The 19,032-nt window shown below is 66.5% G+C and carries 20 protein-coding genes and 2 pseudogenes; 14 read left to right on the top strand and 8 right to left on the bottom strand.

The window, feature by feature from the left end; all coding sequences use genetic code 11:
- Positions 1-6 precede the first annotated feature (6 nt).
- A complete protein-coding gene (locus ACWDKQ_RS19055) occupies positions 7-2,223 on the top strand; it encodes a 3-hydroxyacyl-CoA dehydrogenase NAD-binding domain-containing protein (RefSeq protein WP_450140067.1) in 2,217 nt (738 codons plus the stop codon).
- On the opposite strand, the gene ACWDKQ_RS19050 is transcribed toward ACWDKQ_RS19055, so the two are convergent.
- On the bottom strand, positions 2,210-2,488 hold the full coding sequence (locus ACWDKQ_RS19050; RefSeq protein ID WP_450140066.1) for an SIS domain-containing protein: 279 nt from the start codon (positions 2,486-2,488) through the stop codon (positions 2,210-2,212). The genes ACWDKQ_RS19055 and ACWDKQ_RS19050 overlap by 14 nt on opposite strands.
- Before the next feature lie 183 nt (positions 2,489-2,671).
- Between ACWDKQ_RS19050 and ACWDKQ_RS19045 the strand changes: the two are divergent.
- Positions 2,672-3,202, top strand: a pseudogene (locus ACWDKQ_RS19045) (nitrilase-related carbon-nitrogen hydrolase); the annotation flags it as partial.
- Between the two features lie 102 nt (positions 3,203-3,304).
- Positions 3,305-4,231 (top strand): aminotransferase class I/II-fold pyridoxal phosphate-dependent enzyme, encoded by a 927-nt coding sequence (locus ACWDKQ_RS19040; RefSeq protein ID WP_450140065.1) that lies wholly within the window; start codon positions 3,305-3,307, stop codon positions 4,229-4,231.
- On the opposite strand, the gene ACWDKQ_RS19035 is transcribed toward ACWDKQ_RS19040, so the two are convergent.
- From ACWDKQ_RS19035 to ACWDKQ_RS19025, 3 genes are all read right to left on the bottom strand, one after another.
- Positions 4,232-4,480 (bottom strand): hypothetical protein, encoded by a 249-nt coding sequence (locus tag ACWDKQ_RS19035; RefSeq protein ID WP_450140064.1) that lies wholly within the window; start codon positions 4,478-4,480, stop codon positions 4,232-4,234.
- A 122-nt stretch (positions 4,481-4,602) separates the two neighbouring features.
- Entirely contained in the window at positions 4,603-5,436 is an 834-nt protein-coding gene (locus tag ACWDKQ_RS19030; RefSeq protein ID WP_450140063.1) for a hypothetical protein, read from the bottom strand.
- Positions 5,437-5,845: 409 nt separating this feature from the next.
- Entirely contained in the window at positions 5,846-6,457 is a 612-nt protein-coding gene (locus ACWDKQ_RS19025; RefSeq protein ID WP_450140062.1) for a TetR/AcrR family transcriptional regulator, read from the bottom strand.
- A 164-nt stretch (positions 6,458-6,621) separates the two neighbouring features.
- On the opposite strand from ACWDKQ_RS19025, the pseudogene ACWDKQ_RS19020 reads away from it, so the two are divergent.
- The 4 genes and pseudogenes from ACWDKQ_RS19020 to ACWDKQ_RS19005 form a co-directional block, all read left to right on the top strand.
- Positions 6,622-6,681 (top strand): annotated as a pseudogene (locus tag ACWDKQ_RS19020) (hypothetical protein); the annotation flags it as partial.
- Positions 6,682-6,844: 163 nt separating this feature from the next.
- Positions 6,845-7,063, top strand: coding sequence for a hypothetical protein (locus ACWDKQ_RS19015; protein WP_450140094.1), 219 nt, complete (start codon positions 6,845-6,847; stop codon positions 7,061-7,063).
- Positions 7,064-7,303: 240 nt separating this feature from the next.
- Positions 7,304-7,477, top strand: coding sequence for a hypothetical protein (locus tag ACWDKQ_RS19010; protein WP_450140093.1), 174 nt, complete (start codon positions 7,304-7,306; stop codon positions 7,475-7,477).
- 201 nt (positions 7,478-7,678) lie between these two features.
- On the top strand, positions 7,679-8,431 hold the full coding sequence (locus tag ACWDKQ_RS19005) for a DUF6319 family protein (protein ID WP_450140061.1): 753 nt from the start codon (positions 7,679-7,681) through the stop codon (positions 8,429-8,431).
- Between the two features lie 397 nt (positions 8,432-8,828).
- Here the strand turns inward: ACWDKQ_RS19005 and ACWDKQ_RS19000 are convergent, their stop codons facing one another.
- Positions 8,829-9,005: a hypothetical protein gene (locus tag ACWDKQ_RS19000; protein ID WP_450140060.1), complete on the bottom strand. Its 177-nt coding sequence runs from the start codon at positions 9,003-9,005 to the stop codon at positions 8,829-8,831.
- A 98-nt stretch (positions 9,006-9,103) separates the two neighbouring features.
- Here ACWDKQ_RS19000 and ACWDKQ_RS18995 point away from each other — a divergent pair, with 98 nt between their 5' ends.
- Positions 9,104-10,288: an MFS transporter gene (locus ACWDKQ_RS18995; RefSeq protein WP_450140059.1), complete on the top strand. Its 1,185-nt coding sequence runs from the start codon at positions 9,104-9,106 to the stop codon at positions 10,286-10,288.
- A 242-nt stretch (positions 10,289-10,530) separates the two neighbouring features.
- Positions 10,531-10,950, top strand: coding sequence for a hypothetical protein (locus tag ACWDKQ_RS18990; protein WP_450140058.1), 420 nt, complete (start codon positions 10,531-10,533; stop codon positions 10,948-10,950).
- Here ACWDKQ_RS18990 and ACWDKQ_RS18985 read toward each other — a convergent pair.
- A complete protein-coding gene (locus tag ACWDKQ_RS18985; protein ID WP_450140057.1) occupies positions 10,943-11,323 on the bottom strand; it encodes a hypothetical protein in 381 nt (126 codons plus the stop codon). The two genes, ACWDKQ_RS18990 and ACWDKQ_RS18985, sit on opposite strands and share 8 nt — an antisense overlap.
- 314 nt (positions 11,324-11,637) lie before the next feature.
- Here ACWDKQ_RS18985 and ACWDKQ_RS18980 point away from each other — a divergent pair, with 314 nt between their 5' ends.
- From ACWDKQ_RS18980 to ACWDKQ_RS18960, 5 genes are all read left to right on the top strand, one after another.
- Positions 11,638-13,710 (top strand): transglycosylase domain-containing protein, encoded by a 2,073-nt coding sequence (locus tag ACWDKQ_RS18980; protein WP_450140091.1) that lies wholly within the window; start codon positions 11,638-11,640, stop codon positions 13,708-13,710.
- Between the two features lie 249 nt (positions 13,711-13,959).
- A complete protein-coding gene (locus tag ACWDKQ_RS18975) occupies positions 13,960-15,012 on the top strand; it encodes a CPBP family intramembrane glutamic endopeptidase (protein ID WP_450140056.1) in 1,053 nt (350 codons plus the stop codon).
- A 114-nt stretch (positions 15,013-15,126) separates the two neighbouring features.
- Positions 15,127-16,485: a serine hydrolase domain-containing protein gene (locus ACWDKQ_RS18970; protein ID WP_450140055.1), complete on the top strand. Its 1,359-nt coding sequence runs from the start codon at positions 15,127-15,129 to the stop codon at positions 16,483-16,485.
- A gap of 169 nt (positions 16,486-16,654) precedes the next feature.
- The gene (gene arfB / locus ACWDKQ_RS18965; protein WP_450140054.1) at positions 16,655-17,089 is read left to right on the top strand and encodes an alternative ribosome rescue aminoacyl-tRNA hydrolase ArfB; all 435 of its coding nucleotides are present in this window, start codon (positions 16,655-16,657) and stop codon (positions 17,087-17,089) included.
- A gap of 62 nt (positions 17,090-17,151) precedes the next feature.
- On the top strand, positions 17,152-18,096 hold the full coding sequence (locus ACWDKQ_RS18960) for a patatin-like phospholipase family protein (RefSeq protein ID WP_450140053.1): 945 nt from the start codon (positions 17,152-17,154) through the stop codon (positions 18,094-18,096).
- A gap of 64 nt (positions 18,097-18,160) precedes the next feature.
- Here the strand turns inward: ACWDKQ_RS18960 and ACWDKQ_RS18955 are convergent, their stop codons facing one another.
- Positions 18,161-18,535 (bottom strand): hypothetical protein, encoded by a 375-nt coding sequence (locus tag ACWDKQ_RS18955; RefSeq protein WP_450140052.1) that lies wholly within the window; start codon positions 18,533-18,535, stop codon positions 18,161-18,163.
- A gap of 188 nt (positions 18,536-18,723) precedes the next feature.
- Positions 18,724-18,921 carry a hypothetical protein gene (locus tag ACWDKQ_RS18950; RefSeq protein ID WP_450140051.1) on the bottom strand — a complete coding sequence of 66 codons (198 nt, stop codon included), beginning with the start codon at positions 18,919-18,921 and terminating at the stop codon, positions 18,724-18,726.
- Between the last annotated feature and the right edge of the window lie 111 nt (positions 18,922-19,032).

Genomic DNA, 19,032 nt, shown 5'->3' with positions numbered 1-19,032 from the left:
TCACACATGAACGAGCAGAACACCATCCGCTGGGAGTCCGACACCGACGGCATCGTCGTGCTGACCCTGGACGACCCGCAGCAACAGGCCAACACCATGAACGAGCGCTACCAGCGCAGCATGGCGGAAACCGTGCAGCGCCTGGAGGACGAGCGCGACAACATCACCGGCGTCGTCCTCACCTCCGCGAAGAACACCTTCTTCGCCGGCGGTGACCTCCGCGAGCTGGTCCAGGCCCGGCCCGGCGACGCCGAACGGGTCGCCGAGACCACCACCGGCGTCAAGCGGCAGCTGCGCCGCCTCGAAACCCTCGGCGTCCCGGTGGTCGCCGCTCTCAACGGCACCGCCCTCGGCGGCGGCCTGGAGATCGCGCTGGCCTGCCACCACCGCATCGCGCTGAAGAACCCCAAGGCCCGCTTCGGGTTCCCCGAGGTCACTCTCGGCCTGCTGCCCGGCGCCGGCGGCGTGGTCCGCACGGTCCGCCTGCTCGGCATCACCGACGCGCTGCTCAACGTGCTGCTGCAGGGCCAGCGGCTGCGGCCCGAGAAGGCCGCGGAGATCGGCATCGTCGACCAGCTCGTCGACACGCCGGAACAGCTGCTGACCGCCGCCAGAGAATGGATCAAAGCCAACCCCGAGGCCGTACAGCCGTGGGACCAGCCCGGGCACAAGATTCCCGGTGGCACACCGTCGAACCCGAAGTTCGCCGCGAACCTCCCGGCGTTCCCCGCCAACCTCCGCAAGCAGCTCAAGGGCGCGCCGCTCCCGGCCCCGCGCAACATCCTGGCCGCCGCTGTGGAAGGCGCGCAGGTCGACTTCGACACCGCGCTCACCATCGAGGGCCGCTACTTCGTGGAACTGGTCTGCGGCCAGACCGCCAAGAACATGAGCAAGGCGTTCTTCTTCGACCTCCAGCACATCAACTCCGGCGGCAGCCGCCCAGCCGGTGAACCCGAATGGCGGGCGAAGAAGGTCGCGGTCCTCGGTGGCGGCATGATGGGCGCCGGCATCGCCTACGTGTGCGCCAAGGCCGGTATGGAGGTCGTGCTCAAGGACCTCTCGCTGGCCGCGGCTGAGAAGGGCAAGGACTACTCAGCGAAGCTGCTGGAGAAGGCCGTCGCCAAGGGCCGCTCGACGCAGGCCGAGGCCGACGAGCTGCTGGCCCGGATCACGCCCACCTACCAGCTCGAACCGCTGGCCGGCTGCGACCTGGTCATCGAGGCCGTCTTCGAGGACCAGAAGACCAAGCACCAGGTGTACGCGGAGGTGCAGGACGTAGTCGAAGGGGACGCGCTGATCGCCTCCAACACCTCCACTCTACCGATCACCGGCCTCGCCGAGGGCGTGCGCCGCCGCGAGGACTTCATCGGCCTGCACTTCTTCTCCCCGGTCGACAAGATGCCTCTGGTGGAGATCATCTGCGGCGAGCACACCAGCGAGCGGGCCCTGGCGCGCGCGTTCGACGTCGTGCAGCAGATCAACAAGACGCCGATCGTGGTCAACGACAGCCGAGGCTTCTTCACCAGCCGCGTCATCGGCACGTTCGTCAACGAGGGCGTGTCGATGCTCGCCGAAGGCGTGTACCCGGCGTCCATCGAGCAGGCTTCGGCGCAGGCCGGATTCCCGGTACCCGTCCTGCAGCTGGTCGACGAGCTGACCCTGACGCTGCCGCGCAAGATCCGCGATGAAACCAAGCGCGCCGTCGAGGCAGCCGGCGGAACCTGGACACCGCACCCGGCAGAGCAGGTGCTCGACCGCATGGTCCACGAGTTCGACCGCAAGGGCCGTTCCAGCGGCTCCGGTTTCTACGACTATGTCTACGACAAGCGGATCGGGTTGTGGCCGGGGCTGGTCGAGCACTTCGGCGCGGCCGAGCGGGATCCGGCCGAGGTGAGCCTGACCGACCTCAAGGAGCGGATGCTGTTCGTGGAGGCGCTGGAAACCGTCAAGTGCCTCGACGAGGGTGTACTGCGGTCGGTGCCGGATGCCAACATCGGATCGATCCTCGGCATCGGGTTCCCTGCCTGGACCGGCGGTGTCGTGCAGTACATGAACGGCTACCCGGGCGGGCTGGCCGGATTCGTCGCGCGCGCCCGGGAACTGGCCGAACGCTACGGGCAGCGGTTCGAGCCGCCGGCCTCGCTGGTCCGCCGGGCCGAGGCGGGGGAGCCGTTCGACCTCGGCGAACCCGACGCGGCCATCGTCGCCGCTACGGCGGCGTGATGCGCGAGCTGGCGTAGACGCCGAACTCCTCGAGCAGTTCCTCCACCAGCAGCGCAGAGCGTGCCTGCTTGCCCTGGGCGGCGGCGACGGCCGTGGCGAACGCCTGGACGACCGAGGTGTACGTGGTCGGCGACCGCAGCACCGACACCTCGGTCGTGTCCAGGTAGAAGGCGTGGTCGGCGTCGCCGACCAAGGGCGAGGCCGGGTTGTCGGCGAGCGCGATGGTCGTCGCCCCCCGGCCCTTCGCCCAGCCGAAGGCCCGCACCGTGTCCGCGCGCTATAGCGGTGGACGCGCGCTATAGCGGTGGATATGGGAACGCCGAGTGTTACGCCAAGAGGGTGCACGAAGAGGCCGACGCCGGTGCGGAACTGATCGTGCTGCCGGAGCTCCCAGCATCGGCTATCCGGTCACCGCCGGAACAGACGACCTCACGACCTACTACCAGGCGCGGAGCCCTTCGACAGCGAATTCACCGGCGCCATCAGGGATGCCGCGGTCACCACTGGTACCCACGTGGTCGTCAGATTCGCGGAGCAGCACCGGACCCTGGCCGGCGTGGTCGCCAACACCGCGCTGCTGATCAAGATCGAGGGCAGCACCGAATGCCACCGCAAGATGCACCTGCCGCGCTTGGCGAAGAGCTACTTCAAACCCGGCGCCGACCTGACGCGCTCGACACGGCCTCCACCGGGTCGGTGTCCTGGTGTGTGCGGACAACTCATTCCCGCGGCCGCTCGGGTGCTGGCGTTGCGAGCTGCCGAGGTCATCGCGGTCAGCTACCAAGCACCGACGCTACCGAACCCGACCTTCTACCACGGGACAACAGCAACCCGCGCCTACGAGGACCGGTACCACGTGGCGGCGAATCGGTGCCGCGAGCAAGGAGACGTGGCGTTCTGCGGAACCAGTGCGATCGGTGCTCCGGACGGCACGCTCCCGGCGGATCTGGGTGACCGGCCGGGAACGGCCCGGGCCTAGCCGGACGCTGAACTGCTGCGATTCCAGGCGATGTCGTGCTGCCGCAACCGTCTTGGGCCACCTACGGCGCGCAGGCGGCGCTGGCCAGAAAGCACGTCATCGATGTGCCCGTGCCGCGCGGAAGCGGGTGGAGTTCCGGACTCCGACGAACTAGACAAGGCGCTTCGAGAAGGCGGTGCCGCCGGTCATCGGCCAGGCGCCCTCGTCCTCACGCTGCCCGACAACCCGACCGGCACGCTCGCAGGTGAAGACCTGGTCAAGCGCGTCTGCGCGGTCGCCGCCGAGCACGACCTCGCCATCGTCTCGGACGAGATCGACCGCGATCTCGCCTACGGCGACAAGGTGTCCCCTCCGGCGGCGATGCTGCCGGACCAGTGCTTCGTCACCGAGGGACTGTCCAAGAACCCGGCGCTGGGCGGCTGGCGGATCACCTGCGCTCGCTTCCTGGACAACGACCTGGGCCGACAGGTGCGGCACGAGGTTGTTGGCATCGCAACCGAACTCTGGTCCAACCGCCCCGCACCCATGCAGGAGGCCGCCGCACCCGCCCTCAACGAGCCGGCGGAGATCACCGCGCATATCGCCGCCAGCCGCGCTCTGCACGAACGCGTCGCCCTGGCCGTCCACGAACGGTTCACCGCAGCCGGTGTGCAGTGCCGGAAACCGCGCGCAGCGTTCTACCTCTCCCCTGACTGCGAACCGCTGCGCCCGGCACTGGCTGAACGCGGCGTCCACGACACCGACGGCCTCGCCGGTTGCCTGCTCGACCAGCACGAATCGGGGTGCTCTCCGGCACCGCCCTCGGCGACGCCCGTCCCGACTGTGGTTCCGCGCCGCAACCAACCTGCTCTACGGGACTACCGACGAGCCCTGGGCGACGCTGCGCGGCGACGCCCCGACCGCGCTGCCCTGGATCGAGGACGCGCTCGCGCAGCTGACCACCGCACCGGACGCGATCCGGAAATCCTGAGCGGCCAACGGGAAAGGCGCCGGGACCGCGCGGTACCGGCGCCTTTCCGTTGGCCGTGATCAGCCCACCTTGGCGTGGTCGACGACCGGCGCGTTGACGCAGCTGTTGATCTGCGGCGACAGTAGCGACACCACGGCACCGAGGACGGCGACATTGTTGCCGCAGGCCTGCACGGGGACGGCGCTGACGTTGTTGTCGTCCAGCAGGTTGACGACGTGGTTGTTCGCGCTGTCGGCGGAGGCCGGGGAGGCGATTGCCATCATCACCGCGGCAGTCGTGGCAACACCAGCAATCGCTGCACTGAGCACTGTATTTCTCCTTAGGTGACTGAACATTCAGCGGTCATACCGCGCGACGCCGGGGGATCGTTGCAGGAGGAAGAAAAAGCGACCCCGGAGCCAAATCCGGGGCCACTTGATCGGATCGTCAATCAGCGCAGCGCGCGGGCGACGCTGTCGATCGCCGGGAGCTGCCCGGTGATCCGGTGCACCGGAGCCTGCGGGAGGCGACTGGTGGCCTGCTGGGTGAGGTCGTTCGCCGCCGTGCCCAAGCCGCTGGTCAGCTCGGAGGTCACCGGAAGCTTGCCGACCGCTGGCAGGAGCCTCTCCGCCTGCGGCAGGGCTACCGGCTCGCCGGGGCGCAAGTCGTTCTGCAGGACAGGAGCAACGGCACCGACCGGGTTGGCCAGCGGTTCAGTCTGATAGCCCTTGGCGGCGGTCAGGGCGATCGCGGTGTCCAGCGCCGACGTGCCCTGGTGGCCGGGCTCGCGCGGGCCGACCTCAGTGTCCAGCAAAGCGGCGTTCGGGACGCGTTCGGTGACGATGCCGAGGTGGTTCGGGACCACCGAACCACCGATGACCGGGCGGGTCTTGGTCATCTGCTCGACGCGGGTGGTCTCGGCGAAGACGTGCCCGAGCACCTGGTTCGGCTTGCCCGGGGCAAGCAGTGGGCGGCCGTCCCGCAACTCGCCGCCCATTCCGTGGGCGGTGGTCGTGATGTCCGCTCCCACCTTCTTGACCAGGTTTGGGGTGTTCACGTGCAGTTCGGTGTCCGCGCACGGAGCCTTGGTCGGGCCGTACCCGGGGCCGTCCTGAATCTGACAGGCGTTCAACGGGGCGAGGACACCGATTTGGTCCGGAACGGATGACAGGTCCGGCTTCGGGAGGTCGGTGCTCTCCGCGGCAGCGGTGGCACCGGTCCCGACTGCGGCGAACCCCGCGGCCACAACGGCTGCCTTCACTGTGCGCGTGGTCCAGGGGCGCAAGATTTGTTCTCCTTGGGTCTGATGTGTTGGCACGGCTGATTCGGTATCGGAGACCCCTCCGCCGATCTTGAGCCCAACCCAACCCAACCGCCTGGACGAGTGATTTTCACGCGGACTCACGGCGTTCACCGAGCGACGGAATCCCGCAAACCGCCGCCTCGCGTCCGGAGCGCCTCGGGGGCCCGGCGCCGACAAGCACCGGACATGGCGCCCGGCCCGGCGGCGGATGGCAGAAGGGTTCCCATGCTCCGGAAACGCGGGACGGCGTCCGGTGTGGATGACAGGAAGGTTCCCTTACTGCGGAAACGCGCGGAGCTATTGGCAACGCGGGTGACAGGAAGGTTCCCTTGCTCCAATGCGAGCCCGCTTGCGCAGTGAGTATCTCTGGGTGTCGTGTTGGCCGGATATGTCAGCGGTTCTGGGCGAGGCTGGGGGCGAACAGTTCCATCAGGTGGCTCGTGGCTTGCTCCGCGGTGATGTCCGGGCGGCGGTCCCGCCACAGGGCGAGCTGCTCGCAGGCGCCGATGATCGCCTCCGCGAACGCCTCCAGTCGCACCGGATCGAGGTCTGGGCGCGCGGACTCGAGCAGTCCAGAGGTGAATTCCATCTGCTGCATCCGGATCGCTTCCAGTTCGGTGCTCACCGATGCGCTCGGCACCGCAGATTCGTTGCGCAGCAGCGCCCAGGCTTGGGCGTGTTCGTCGCTGAACTTGAAGAAGGCCAGCAGGCAGTCGTGCAGCAGCTGCTCGGGGGTGTCGGCGCCGGCAGCCGCGACCGTGGTGGCTTCCAGCAGCTCGCGCTTGGATCGCTGCAGGCAGGCGAGCAGTAGCCCTTCCTTTGAACCGAAGTACTCGTAGAGCATCGGCTTGGACAGGCCAACCCGCGCCGCGATGTCGTCCATCGAGGTGCCCGGGTAGCCGTCTGCTGCGAAAACCTGCTCGGCGACGGCGAGGATCTGCCGTTCCCGCTCGGCTCGGGGCATCCGCTTGCGTCCGGTGATCGGTGCCTGCTGCGTCTCCACGCAATCACCCTACCGAAAGTAACTTACTCATAGTAGTCTACTCTTGAGTAGATCCGTTGTGCCGGTGTCCGGAGGAGGGCCTGATGGCGCAGCGTTAAACGCGGGACCAGCGCAGTTGCCAGACCAAGGCAATCATCGTCGGGACCGGTTTCTCCGGGCTCGGGATGGCGATCCGGCTCAAGCAGGCCGGAATCGACGAGTTCATCGTGCTGGAGAAAGCCGCAGACCTCGGCGGTAACTGGCGCGACAACACCTGTCCGCGCTGCGCCTGCGACGTGCCGTCCCTGATGTACTCCTTCTCGTTCGAGCAAACCCGTCCTGGTCCCGGACGTCCGCTAGGCGGGGCGAGATCTCTGTTACCTGCAGCACTGTGTCGACAAGTACCAGGTGCGCGACCACATCCACTACGGGGTGGAGTTCACCGGCGCCGAATACGACGAGGACGCCGGCACCTCGACGGTATCCACCGCGGACGGAACCGAGTACGTCGGTCGCGCGCTGGTGTCCGGCGTCGGCGCCCTCCATATCCCGAGCTACCCGGAACTGCCCGGAATGGAGGGCTTCGAGGGCGAGATGTTTCACTCTGCGGAGTGGAACCACGACTAAGAGCTGGAGGGCAAGCGGGCCGCGGTGATCGGCAACGATGCCAGCGCCATCCAGTTCGTGCCGCACATCGCCAAGAAGGTCGCTCAACTGCACCGGTTCCAGCGCACTTCACCGTGGATCCAGCCCCGAAGCTGCGCGCCGCGGTGACACCGGACTACGCCATGGGTTGCAAGCGGATCCTGCTCTCCAGCGACTACTACCCGGCGCTAACAGGTCAATGTGGACGTGGTAACCAGTGGGGTGGCCGAGGTCAGGCGGCGATCCGTGGTGACCGGCGACGGCCCGGAGTGCCCGGTCGACGCGATCACCTACGACACCGGCTTCCACGTCACCGACGCGTTCGGCCACCTGGGCATCGTCGGCCGCAAGCTGCAGGATGCCTGGCGCAACGGCATGGAGGCCTACCTGGGGTGATCGTCTCCGGCCTCCCGAACCTGTTCTTCCTGCTGGGGCCCGACACCGCGTTCGGCCCTGATTCACTCGTAAGGCGGATCTGGCCGACTACGAGACGGCGGACCGCCGATCCCGTTGAAGCTTCGCACGGGCGTTCGATATAGTGGTGGCGTCACTGTCTAGCAGCCCCAACCGGGGCTCACCCTTGAGCAAGGGGCGGCGATGTCACCGCTGTCGTCCGACGAACTGCGCGAACTCCGCGAGGAACTGAGCACCGGAACCACCCCGACGGTATGGTTCACCGGTTCGGCCGTAGGCGTCCCGGAAGGCCGATCCGGCAAGGTCGTCGCGCTCGGCGAACCAGCTGAAGGCGACTTCATTCAGGTCCGCCCGGCCGGATCGAAGGACGTGCTGTCCTTCTCGGCCACCGAGGTCACGAAGGTCAAACCACCCCGCAAGAAAGCGGCACCACCCGAGCCGTCGGCAAAACCCGCGGCGAAGCCCCGGACGGCCGATGCTCCACCGGCGAAGCCACCGGTGGAACGGGCGAAGCCGACTCCGGAGCAGGCGAAGCCGACTCCGGAGCAGGCGAAGCCAGCTGCTCCGGCGAAGCCCCGCGCAGCTGCAGCCTCGACTCCCGCGGGTGCACCGGCGTCGGCGAAGCCGGCCGGGGACGCGGCGGCACGCCGCAAGCCGCGGCAGGCGAAGCCGATCGGCGGAGCGACGGTGACGCTGACAGCGGACCAGGACGGTCAGTGGAGCGTCGAGGTCAGCACCGGCAAGAAGCGCGTGATTCGCCCGACGCCGGTTGCCGCGAACGCCGTCGCCCAAGCGGCGAAGGTGCTGCACGACGATGTCGCGGCAGCAGTGGAACCGCTGATCGACGCCGCCCGCGAACAGCAGCGCGCCCGCGTCGATCAACTGCGTGCGGAACTCGCCGCGGCGCAGGCGGCGCTCGACGAACTGGGGGCCTGAAACCACGGCGCTGAGCCGGATTGCCATTCCGAAGCTTGCCAGCATCGGTCCTCGTCCTACGACTCACTCGATGATCGGAACGGCACCACGGGTGCGTGGGTCCAACGGGCAGCTCGCCGCGCTGCTGGTCGGGAGGGTGGTGTGCGCGCATCGTGTAGGGGAGCCGGGGCCGCGTTGATAACTTCACAGGTGGTGACCGGAATCCACTCAACTTCCGGGAAGATGCGCGCAGCCGGGCGCTCCGCCTGTACGCAGTGACCCTTTCAGACATCGCGATGATAGGGCGCGACATTGGGGGCCTGCTGGTCTCGGCGGACCTGTCCGGCGCAGGGTGGCGTCCGATCGTCTTGAACAACGTGCCCATCGGTGCCGCCCTGTCCGCGCGGCCAACTAGCGATCAACGATCGAGCTCGAGGAGTTCGTCGTAGCTGGTGAACTCGCTGATCGGGTTCTCCCGCGGCTCTTCACCGCCCGGTGGAGGGGCCGCCATCGTCAGCGGAGCGGTGGTCGCAGCAGGAACGATTGCCGCCCCCTCGACCACGGCTGCAAGGGCCGGTACGCCCATCCAATTCATGCAGAACTCCTCGCCGTCGCAGCGACGGCCCGAGCCAAACCGATCACGACCATAGCCACAATCGGCCATGAGCGGACATCGCGGACGCTTGGAGTCGGATGGACAAAAGTTGGCTTCACGCCTATCAAGAACTGGTGCGAATCTCGGAAGAACCCCACGTCAAGGACACAACAGCGTTGCAGCACCGGTCTTTTCGGCTTCTGCTGGCAGCGACCGTCGGCGGTTTTGCGGGATACGTGCTGCTGCTTCCGGTCCTCCCGCTGTGGGCGGTAAGGGGCGGTGCTGGCGAGGTTGCGGCAGGCGCTACCAACGCCGTCTACATGCTGGTAACAGTGCTGACCCAGCTCGGCATGCCGTGGCTGCTCAAACGCATCGACCACCGCGTTGCTTTCGCCTCGGGCACGATGCTGATCGGCTTGCCGACCCCGTTGTATGCGCTGTCCAGCGACCTGTGGCTCCTGCTCGGTGTCTCCAGCCTTCGAGGAGTCGGCTTCGGCCTCCTCACGGTGACCGGTGCAGCGCTGGTGGCCGAGCTCGTACCCACTGCGCAACGCGGCCGGGCAGCCGGGCTCTACGGGTTGTCGGTCGGCCTGCCGAACGTCCTGTTCCTTCCCGCTGGCGTGTGGTTGACGCAGCAGATCGGATTCGGCCCGCTGTTCTGGATCGCTGGCGCCCTGCCTGTGGCGGCCACCTCTGCCGTGCTGGGGATGTCGCGGGTGCGGGCCAAACCCACGCAGCGTTCAGGCGCCTCCGCGTTCCCCCTCGCGCTGCTGCAGTCCTGGACCGTCATGACCGCTGCGGCGGTGGCCGCTGGCGGGTTAACGGCGTTCCTGCCGCTGGCAGTCGCCGGGTCGGTGGCACCAGCCGCGCTGATGCTCTTCGGCGCATCCACGATGCTAGGCCGGTGGGCAGCAGGACAGCTAGGCGACCGGCTCGGCCAACACCGCAGCCTGGTCCCCGCCGTGCTGCTGGCAGGCCTGGGTACGGGCCTGCTCGCGTTTGCGGCGTGGGGAGCCGACCCGCTCGCCCTGCTCGGCGCGGCCGCATTCGGAGCCGGGTTCGGCGCGGTGCAGAACACCACCCTGGTCGTGATGTTCGAACGAACGGAGTCCGGGCCCGCCAGCACCGCGTGGAACATCGCCTACGACGCGGGCCAAGGCCTCGGCGCCATCGGTTTCGGCACCCTGGTCACCCTGTCCGGCTACCCGACGACCTTCGCGGTCGCGGCGATCCTCATCACCATCTGCCTCCCCCTGACGATCAGCCGCCGCAGGCGGAGCTGAAAGCATGGGAACCTTCCTGCCATTCAGTGTGCGAGTGGTGGTAGAGAACCGCCGGGTACTGGCCGGCGGGCGGTGACAGGAAGGTTCCCTTGCTACCGCCAGCCGGAGAGGTTATTGTGTGTTCTTGGACACAAGTGCCGCATGATTTCAGCCTGCCGAAGCGTGATTCATGAGTCGGGTGTGAACGGGCTGTGACGACGCCGGACCGCCCCGCATGCTCGGGACCGCCTAGAATTCGGGGCGTGTACCGCAGCCTGTTGACTCCGCGTTGGCTGCTTCTGCACGCGTTGTTCATCGTGGCCACGGTCGCCACCGGTTTCCTGGCCGTGTGGCAGTGGGATCGTGCGCACGAAGCCGGAGGGAGCTTCCAGAACCTCGGCTACGCGCTGCAGTGGCCGCTGTTCGGCGTGTTCACGATCTTCTTGTGGATCCGCCTGATGCGCATGGAGGTGCACCGAGGGGGCGAGGCAAAACCGAAAGCTGCAGTCCAGCAAGAAGCGGTCGGCCCAGGGCTCACCGAGGAGGCGCCACCCGTAATGCGCCGGAAGCGGCCGCTCGTACCGCCACCGGCGCCGCAGGTCGGTGCAGGGGATGATCCGGAACTCGCCGCCTACAACCAGTACCTGGCGGAGTTGAACGAGTCGGATCGCCGCGCTAGCTGAACGTGATGTTGCCCTTGATCTCGCGCGCCTGAATCAGATTGTTGACCTCGCCGTGGTTCACGTTGACCACGCCGTCGTCGGCCGCCGAGATGGCTTTGTGCACTTCGGCGCCCTCGGTGCGCAGCTGCTCGGCGAAAGCCGCATCCTCTCCGCAAACCTCGTCCAGCCGTTCGGCCAGGGCTTTGATCTGCGGCGGGCCCGCGGACTCCTGCTCGGCGGCTTCGAGCGCGGCCTGCGTCTCCGGATCGTTCTGCGACCTGCGGCGCACGAGCTCGCGCACCTTCACCAGGGCCTGACTTCCGGCTTTACCCAGCGCGGTGGCGACCTGACCGGCGAGCGCGGTGGCCAGGGAATCCAGGAACGGGTCGGTCATTTTTCCTCCGAGTGATCAACTCCGGTGGTCACCAAGTGTAGTGATCTGATCCGGACCCGTGGGGTTGTCGACCAGGACTCGGCCATTTGGTGCAGCGCTGCCGGGATCAGCGGATGTGATATCAACGAATCGACTGACAGCAAAGAGAAGCAGGTGTCGACTGGTTCCGCGTGTGCGGGTCGGCGGTAAGCTCTTCGGCCGGTCGGTGGACGGGCAAGATGGGCCTGGATGGGCACTGCCTCCCGCGATCGATGGTCAAGTCGTTTGGACACTTGGTGATTGGGGCTGGCGTGCGCAGCGGCGTGCTGTTGAAGATGTTCGGGCTGTGCGTCCTGGCTGGCGTGCTGGTAGCGGCGTTGCTGCTGCCGATGGCGACCGGTGCCGGGGCCATGGTCAACCAGACGAGCGACGCCATGTCCAGAATGTCAGTTTCCCTGGCGAGGCGGGACATGCCGCAGGTAACCACCGTCACGGACAAGGACGGCGCACCGATCGCCTACTTCTTCAAGGACTACCGCATCGAAACGCCGCCGGACCAGATCTCGGACACCATGAAGGCCGCGATCACCGCGGTCGAGGACAAGCGCTTCTGGGAGCACGGCGGCGTCGACTGGCACGGCACCATGCGTGCGCTGGCGACCAACGTCAGCAGCGGTTCGGCCGCGCAGGGTGCATCCACGATCACCCAGCAGTACGTGAAGAACTACCTCGTGCACGTCGCAGCGAACAACGCGGTGGAGGCCGAGAAGGCCAAGGAATCGACGATCGCCCGAAAGCTCCGAGAGGCGAAGATCGCCGTCGAACTCGAACACACCATGACCAAGGAAGAAATCCTCACCGGATACCTCAACGTGGTGCCCTTCGGCAACCAGACGTTCGGTGTAGGTGCGGCGGCCCAGACCTACTTCGGCACCAACTCCGAGAAGCTGACCATCGCCCAGGCCGCGCTGCTCGCCGCGATCGTCAACCAGCCGGGCACACTGAATCCCAACAGCAACCCGCAAGACGCGATGCAGCGGCGCAACCTCGTGATCGACCTGATGGCGGACCCGAACAACAACATCCGCATCACCAAGGAAGACGCGGAAATCGCCAAGAAGGAACCGCTCGGCGTGATGTCGCCGCTCGGGCGGCCGCCGAACGGCTGCGTTGGCGTCGGCGACGGTGCCACCGACGGTTTCTTCTGCACCTACCTCGTCGACTACCTCGACCGACTCGGCATCGACAGCGACAAGCTGAAGAGCGGCGGCTACACAATTCGCACCACTCTCGACCGCAAGGCCACCGACGCGGCCAAGGCCGCCGCCGAAGCGCAGGTGCCCACCCAGACCGAGGGCATCGCGAACGCGATGGCGATGGTCGAACCAGGCAAGGGCAAGCACGAGGTCCGGGCGTTGGTCGCCAACCGCGACTATGGCAACGACGCGAGCAGGGGTCAGACGGCCTACGACATCGTCAGCAGGGTGCAGCCCTTCGGTGCCGGCTCGATCTACAAGGTGTTCACGGCGGCCTCCGCGATCGAACAAGGCATGAGCATCTACGACACGCTCGACGTGCCGCCGTCCTACACGTCCCGTGTGTACAAGAACGGCACCGCGCCGTACACCGTCTCGAACGCCGACGGCGTGCAGCCGGGGCCGAGGACGCTGCAGATGGCCTTGGCCACGTCTCCGAACACGGCCTTCGTGGCGTTGCAGGAGAGGGCCGGACTCAACAACGTCGTTGACATGGCAGCGCGCCTTGGGCTGCGGAACGGGATGACCGGCGTCAACTCCAGTGGCCAGGGCCTGAAGCCCGACGGCTCCAACGGCCCCTCCCAGGCCGACGCGATCAAGAAGGGCAACCGCGGAGCATTCACCCTCGGCTACACCCCAACGAGCGTGCTGGAACTGTCCAACGTCGCCGCAACGATCATGAGCGACGGCGTCTACTGCCCACCGACGCCGATCGAAGAGATCAAGGACCGGCACGGCAATCCTGTGCGGCTTAATGAACCCGGCTGTGAGCAGGCGGTGTCCCCGCAGGTCGCGGCGGCGCTGGCCCAGGGCATGAGCAAGGACGACACCGACGGCACCTCACGCGCGGCAGCGCAGAGCGTCGGCTGGACCCGCCCCATGATTGGCAAAACCGGGACGACCCAACTCCACCAGTCCGCGGGTTTCTTGGCGGCAACCCCGCAGATGGCGGGTGCGGTCCTGACCTACGCCGACGGGAACAGCCCCCAAGGGATCTGCGATGGTGGCGGCGACGCGCCACCGTACCTGTGCGGCAAGAACGGCGGCAACATCTATGGCGGCAAGGTGCCGGCCCGAACCTGGTTCGCCGCGATGACGAAGGTCCACGAAGGCCTACCGGCAGCACCGCTGCCGGGCACCCCCGGCCCGTAAGGGATCTGACGCAGATGAGGTCCGTGCCCGCCGGTCCGGCGGCACGGACCTTTTCGATGTCGAGCCCGGAAAAGAGGACCGGCTCGCGGACGCGCTTCTTTTCGCTGCTGTCGGCGCGCATGGGCGTCTCGTCGGATGCCAGCTGCGCGCCGCCGCATGCGCGTCGCCAGGCAACCGCCATCACGGCGATCGGCGAACGTCCCCCGCTTGCTTCCCGAATTGGTCAGCTCTGCAGGTGGACGTGCGAGCATGGAACCTTCCTGTCAGCGATGGCAGGAAGGTTCCCATGCTCACAGCAGCGACGACCCTCAGCAGGAACTCAGCAAGGGTTGGCAAAATGCCGACGTGAGCACCGAGCATGACCGGGTTGATGTCCGGGGCGTTGTCAGTTTCGTCGCAATTGCATATGTGCCGGCATGGCTGTTGACCTTGCCGTTGTGGCTAACCGGTGAAGGACTGTCGTGGAATTGGGCACCGCTGTTTCTCACAGTCATGATGTTCATGCCCGCAGTCGCGGCGTTGGTGGTCAACAAGTGGATCAGCCCGCGACCGAAATTGCTGCGCAGCCTGGGAATCACAAACCCAGGCGGCATCAAGAAGTGGTGGCCTTATGTCCTGATTGCCTGGTTGGGGCCTCCGCTGGTCATGGTCTTCGCGCTGCTGGTGGGCTATCTGCTGGGGGTCTACCAAGCCGACTGGACAGGTTTCTCCGGGCTCGCAGAACAGGCCGGGCCCACAGTGTTGGGTTCGGCACCACAAACGCCGCCCGGGATGCTCGCGCTCATCCAGATCGCAATGGTCTTCGGACTGGGCTGGTTGCAGATCATTCCCGCGCTCGGTGAAGAACTAGGGTGGCGTGGCTACCTCACTCAGGCGCTTCTGCCCCTCGGCCAGCCCGGCGCGTTCCTCACGACCGGTGTGCTCTGGGGGCTCTGGCACGTGCCGGTGCTGATCCTCGGCTACAACTACCCGACGCTCCCGATCGTGGTGGCGGTCATCATGATGGTGTGCTTCTGCACCCTGGTGGGAACGTTGCTCGGCTGGCTCAGGCTCGTTTCGCGCAGTGTCTGGCCGTCGACGATCGCCCACGGATTCCTCAATGCGGCGGCTGGTTTGGGCACGGTCTTCAGCATGGCCGGACATCCCGTCGACAACGCATCAGTGGGCCTTCTCGGGTGGACCGGATGGATGGTGCTCGTCCTGCTCACGCTGGTCCTCGTAATGCTCGGGAAACTGCCAGTGCAGTTCCCTGCAGAGACGGTCGGAATCACCCGAGGAGTCAACCGGCGCAGTCGACGCTGACGGCTCCACGAGAACATGGGCGCTTCCTTCCGCTCGCCGAGGAACAGGCCGTCTGACGGCGTGTGAACGCCGAATGCTCCACCCCGCGATTCGCCGGAGTGAAAGCATGAGGGCATGACGAGTCTGCTGCCCTCCACCCAGCGCGCGCTGTTGCGGCGTCTGGCCGTGGAGCAGAGTGAAAACCGTGTTCCCTCGTTGATCGCGGGACTGATCCGCGATGGTGAAACGATCTGGGTGGACACCCGCGGACAGGTCGGCGGTCGGCCCTCCACAACGGACACCCAGTACCGCGTTGGTTCGATCACGAAAACCTTCATCGCGGTGCTGGTGATGCGGCTGCGCGACGAGGGTCGCCTCGACCTCGCCGACAAGCTCGACGAGTACGTACCGGGCACCTCGATCGGAAAGCAAAGCATCGGCGAGATCCTCTCGCATTCGAGTGGGCTGACTGCGGAACCTGCCGGGCAGTGGTGGGAGCGGACTCCGGGCGGCAGTGCCGACGAACTGCTGTCCACGATCGACGAACAAGCACGGCGCCCGACACCTCGGCACGGCTTCCACTACTCCAACGTCGGGTTCGGAGTGCTGGGCGAGCTCGTATCCCAGTTGCGCGGAGCTCCGTGGCGCGAGGTCCTGCAACGCGAGATCCTCGAACCGCTCGGCATGAAACGGACCACGCTGAGCCCCGTCGCGCCGCACGCGGAGGGGTTCGCCGTGCACCCGTGGGCGGACGTCGTACTTCCTGAGCCAGCCGAGGATGCGGGGGCGATGGCCCCTGCTGGCCAGCTGTGGTCGACCTTCGACGACATGGCCAGATGGGCGCGTTTCGTCAGCGGTGACACCGGCGAGGTGCTGCACCCGGCCACGGTTGCCGAGATGCGGTTGCCCGGGTCGGTCGACGATGGCCCCGAATGGCGGGGTGGCTACGGGCTCGGATTGCAGCTGATGCGGCACCGCGGACGTCGACTGGCCGGGCACACCGGCTCGATGCCCGGCTTCCTGGCGAGTGTTTGGGCAGACCCCGCCGAAGCCACCGGTGTGATCTTCATGGCCAACACCACTGCAGGTGTCACAGGGGCGTTGGCGACCGATCTGCTGGATTTGCTCGCAGAACACGAGCCACGGATCCCGGCCGCGTGGGAGCCCCGCGGCGACGTGGACCTGCAACTCCTGGAGCTCACCGGCCAGTGGTATTGGGGCCCGACACCATATGCGCTGCGGGTTCTTCGCGATGGGCTGCTCGACCTCTCGCCGTGGCAAGGACGCGGGCGAGCCTCTCGATTCCGGGCCAACCCGGATGGCACCTGGGCCGGACTGGACGGCTACTACGCAGGAGAGATCTTGCGTGTGGGCCGGGACGAAAGCGGTGTTCCCACGCACCTGGACCTGAACACGTTCATCTTCACCCGCACTCCGTACGACTCTGATGCCCCGGTCCCCGGCGGAGTAGCAGGCTGGCGCCCAGCGCGGTAACCCCCGGCTGGGAGCGAGAGCATGGGAACCTTCCTGCCACTGCCATGACCGGGAAGTTCCCATGGTTCAACAGCCGGAGCCGCTAGCCAGACGAGGCATTCCGGCCTCGATTTCGGCGGACTGGTGTGGTCGCAGCCCTGCGGAAACGGTGTGAGGCATCCTGATTGGTATGCCCGCAGACCTGCCCGTCACCAGCCGCTGGACCATTCCTGCGGCCGAGCTATCCGAACGCTTCTCGCGATCCTCCGGTCCTGGTGGGCAGGGGGTTAACACGACGGACTCACGGGTCGAACTTTCCTTCGATCTAGCTCGCTCTGCGTCGGTCCCAGAACTTCTGCGGCAACGTTCGATGGAACGCCTCGCCCACCGCCTCATCAACGGCGTGATCACGATTGTGGCCTCGGAGCATCGCGCGCAACTTGCAAACCGCGAAGCGGCGCGGGAACTGCTGGCAAAACTGCTAGCCGAGTCCGTTGCTCCACCCACCCCCAAACGGCGCCGCACCAAGCCGACCAAGGGATCGCAGCAGCGCCGTCTCGCTGGTAAGAAGCGGCGCGGCGAGGTGAAACGGCAGCGTCGTCGAGGTGATCCCGGCGACGCCTGACGTGTGCCGCCGGTGTTCGCGACTAGCCTCGGGACAGGACTAACGCAGAAGGGACGTTGCTGATGCGTACGGCTTGGGTCTTGCCGGGTGGCTCCACATTCGGGGCAATCCAGGCCGGCCTGGTTACGGCCTTGTTCGAGGCCGATGTCGAACCCGACCTGCTCGTCGGGACCTCCGCTGGTTCGCTGAACGCAGCATGGCTTGCCGGTGACCCGACACCTCGTGGGGCGGCAAAGCTCCGCGAGCTCTGGATGTCAATGCGGCGCACGGATGTCTTCCCGATCCAACCCACGCGGATATTCGCCGGGAAAATCGGCTTGTCGAACCACGTGATGGGCAACCACGGGCTGGCGCGCTGGCTGCACAACAACCTGCCGTTTCGACGGTTGGAGAACGCGCAGATCCCGGTGACCGTGACCGCAACCGATCTGGACACCGGTGAGCCGGTGTATTTCGAAAGCGGTCCGGCGCTTCCTCCGTTGGTCGCGTCGTGCTCGATTCCTGGGATGTTCCCGCCGGTGAAGGTTGGGGACCGTTGGCTGGTGGACGGTGGCCCGGCGGCGTTCATGCCCATCAGCCGCGCTGTTGAGCGCGGGGCGGGGCGTGTTTTCGTGCTGCCGTGCGGCGGCACTGAACCGTTCGAATTCAACCGGCGCAGGCGCGGGATCGGTTCGATCGCGACCTGGCCGCCGCCGAAGACGCCGCCGAGGTCGGTCGGCGGAGTGAACGGAGCAGCGCTCGGGGCAGCGATGGTGTCTGCCGCGCGGCTTGATATGCAGTTGAACGCGACGCGATGCGAGCTCTACGTGGTGCCTGCCCCATCGGTAGTGGGCCTATCGCCGTATTCGTTCGCGCACGCAGGTGCCCTGATCGACGCTTCTTGGGAGATCGCCAAACGGTGGTATCCCACGGCCAAGCCAGTGCCGTCCGGACCCGTCGACATCGGTGGTAATCCGAGCACCAGCGGTCGGTTCGGGGTTTCCGAATCAGCCCCCAACGCCAAATGACGCGTCGATGAGGGCAAGGGAACTTTCCTGCCAGCTGGCAGGAAAGTTCCCTTGCCCTCGAGAGTCAGGCCCGCGGTGATACTGGTTCGTATATTTCATCCACGGAGAGTCGTTCCGGCGGTGAGCTAGCGGGGTGCGCGATAGTCACCACGATGTTGACCAAGATGTTGACCGCAAGCCCGAGCAAGCCGGCATTGATTCCAAGCCAGGGGTCGTTGCCGGTGATGACGAGCATGGCGACAACGACCACTCCAGCTGCGAGCCCGGAGGCAGCGCCCGCGGTCGACATGCGTTTCCAGAGCAAACTGATCAGCGCTACCGGCAGGAGTTGTGCCAGGCCTTGGTAGGAGAGGACTGACAACTGCACCAGGGTGCTCGGCGAGATGAAGGTGAAGACCAACGCCACCAGTCCGACGAGGAAGGTGACCAGTTGGGACAACCTGCTTCTGATGTGGTGCCGTTCGAGGATGGACGCCGAGGACGGACCGCCCCCACATCGTGCCGATCACGAGCATGAAGAGGGCCATCGGAACGATCGATGACAACGCCCCGGCGACCCCGACGAGGCCGACCAGCCAAGCCGGCATCGAGTCGACGACGAGCTTGAACATCGCCAGGTTGGAATCTTCAAGCCCAGGAACCACGAACACCGCGGCCAAACCCAAAAGGATCGGAACGAACAACAAACACCTGGTAGAAAGGCATGATGATCGCGTTGCGGCGAAGCACACCCGGATTCTTTGCCCCCAGGTAACCGGCCACAGTGGTCGGAAAGATCGTGTAGACGACACCGTTGAGCAGACCCGTTGTGGCGAACCACAGCATTCCCAGGGACTCCTTACCCCGCGTTCCACAGATAATTGGGCTCTGACGACACGATCGGCGGCGTCGCTCCAGGTCAGGGCACTGTGTCCTGGTGGAAACAGCAGAAACCCC

Source organism: Saccharopolyspora sp. NPDC000995, assembly GCF_053599315.1.
Note: the sequence above shows the minus strand (reverse complement) of the source record. Positions and strands in the feature narration are given on the sequence as shown.

What these genes read in the sequence shown, in the direction of transcription:
- ACWDKQ_RS19055 (WP_450140067.1), top strand. Translation starts at nt 7, where the DNA reads ATGAACGAGCAGAACACCATCCGCTGGGAGTCCGACACCGACGGCATC.
- ACWDKQ_RS18960 (WP_450140053.1), top strand. Translation starts at nt 17,152, where the DNA reads ATGCGTACGGCTTGGGTCTTGCCGGGTGGCTCCACATTCGGGGCAATC.
- ACWDKQ_RS18985 (WP_450140057.1), bottom strand. Translation starts at nt 11,323, where the DNA reads ATGACCGACCCGTTCCTGGATTCCCTGGCCACCGCGCTCGCCGGTCAG.
- ACWDKQ_RS18970 (WP_450140055.1), top strand. Translation starts at nt 15,127, where the DNA reads ATGACGAGTCTGCTGCCCTCCACCCAGCGCGCGCTGTTGCGGCGTCTG.
- ACWDKQ_RS18980 (WP_450140091.1), top strand. Translation starts at nt 11,638, where the DNA reads ATGTTCGGGCTGTGCGTCCTGGCTGGCGTGCTGGTAGCGGCGTTGCTG.
- ACWDKQ_RS18950 (WP_450140051.1), bottom strand. Translation starts at nt 18,921, where the DNA reads ATGCTGTGGTTCGCCACAACGGGTCTGCTCAACGGTGTCGTCTACACG.
- arfB (WP_450140054.1), top strand. Translation starts at nt 16,655, where the DNA reads ATGCCCGCAGACCTGCCCGTCACCAGCCGCTGGACCATTCCTGCGGCC.
- ACWDKQ_RS18995 (WP_450140059.1), top strand. Translation starts at nt 9,104, where the DNA reads ATGGACAAAAGTTGGCTTCACGCCTATCAAGAACTGGTGCGAATCTCG.
- ACWDKQ_RS19005 (WP_450140061.1), top strand. Translation starts at nt 7,679, where the DNA reads ATGTCACCGCTGTCGTCCGACGAACTGCGCGAACTCCGCGAGGAACTG.
- ACWDKQ_RS19000 (WP_450140060.1), bottom strand. Translation starts at nt 9,005, where the DNA reads ATGAATTGGATGGGCGTACCGGCCCTTGCAGCCGTGGTCGAGGGGGCG.
- ACWDKQ_RS18975 (WP_450140056.1), top strand. Translation starts at nt 13,960, where the DNA reads ATGGAACCTTCCTGTCAGCGATGGCAGGAAGGTTCCCATGCTCACAGC.
- ACWDKQ_RS19040 (WP_450140065.1), top strand. Translation starts at nt 3,305, where the DNA reads ATGTGCCCGTGCCGCGCGGAAGCGGGTGGAGTTCCGGACTCCGACGAA.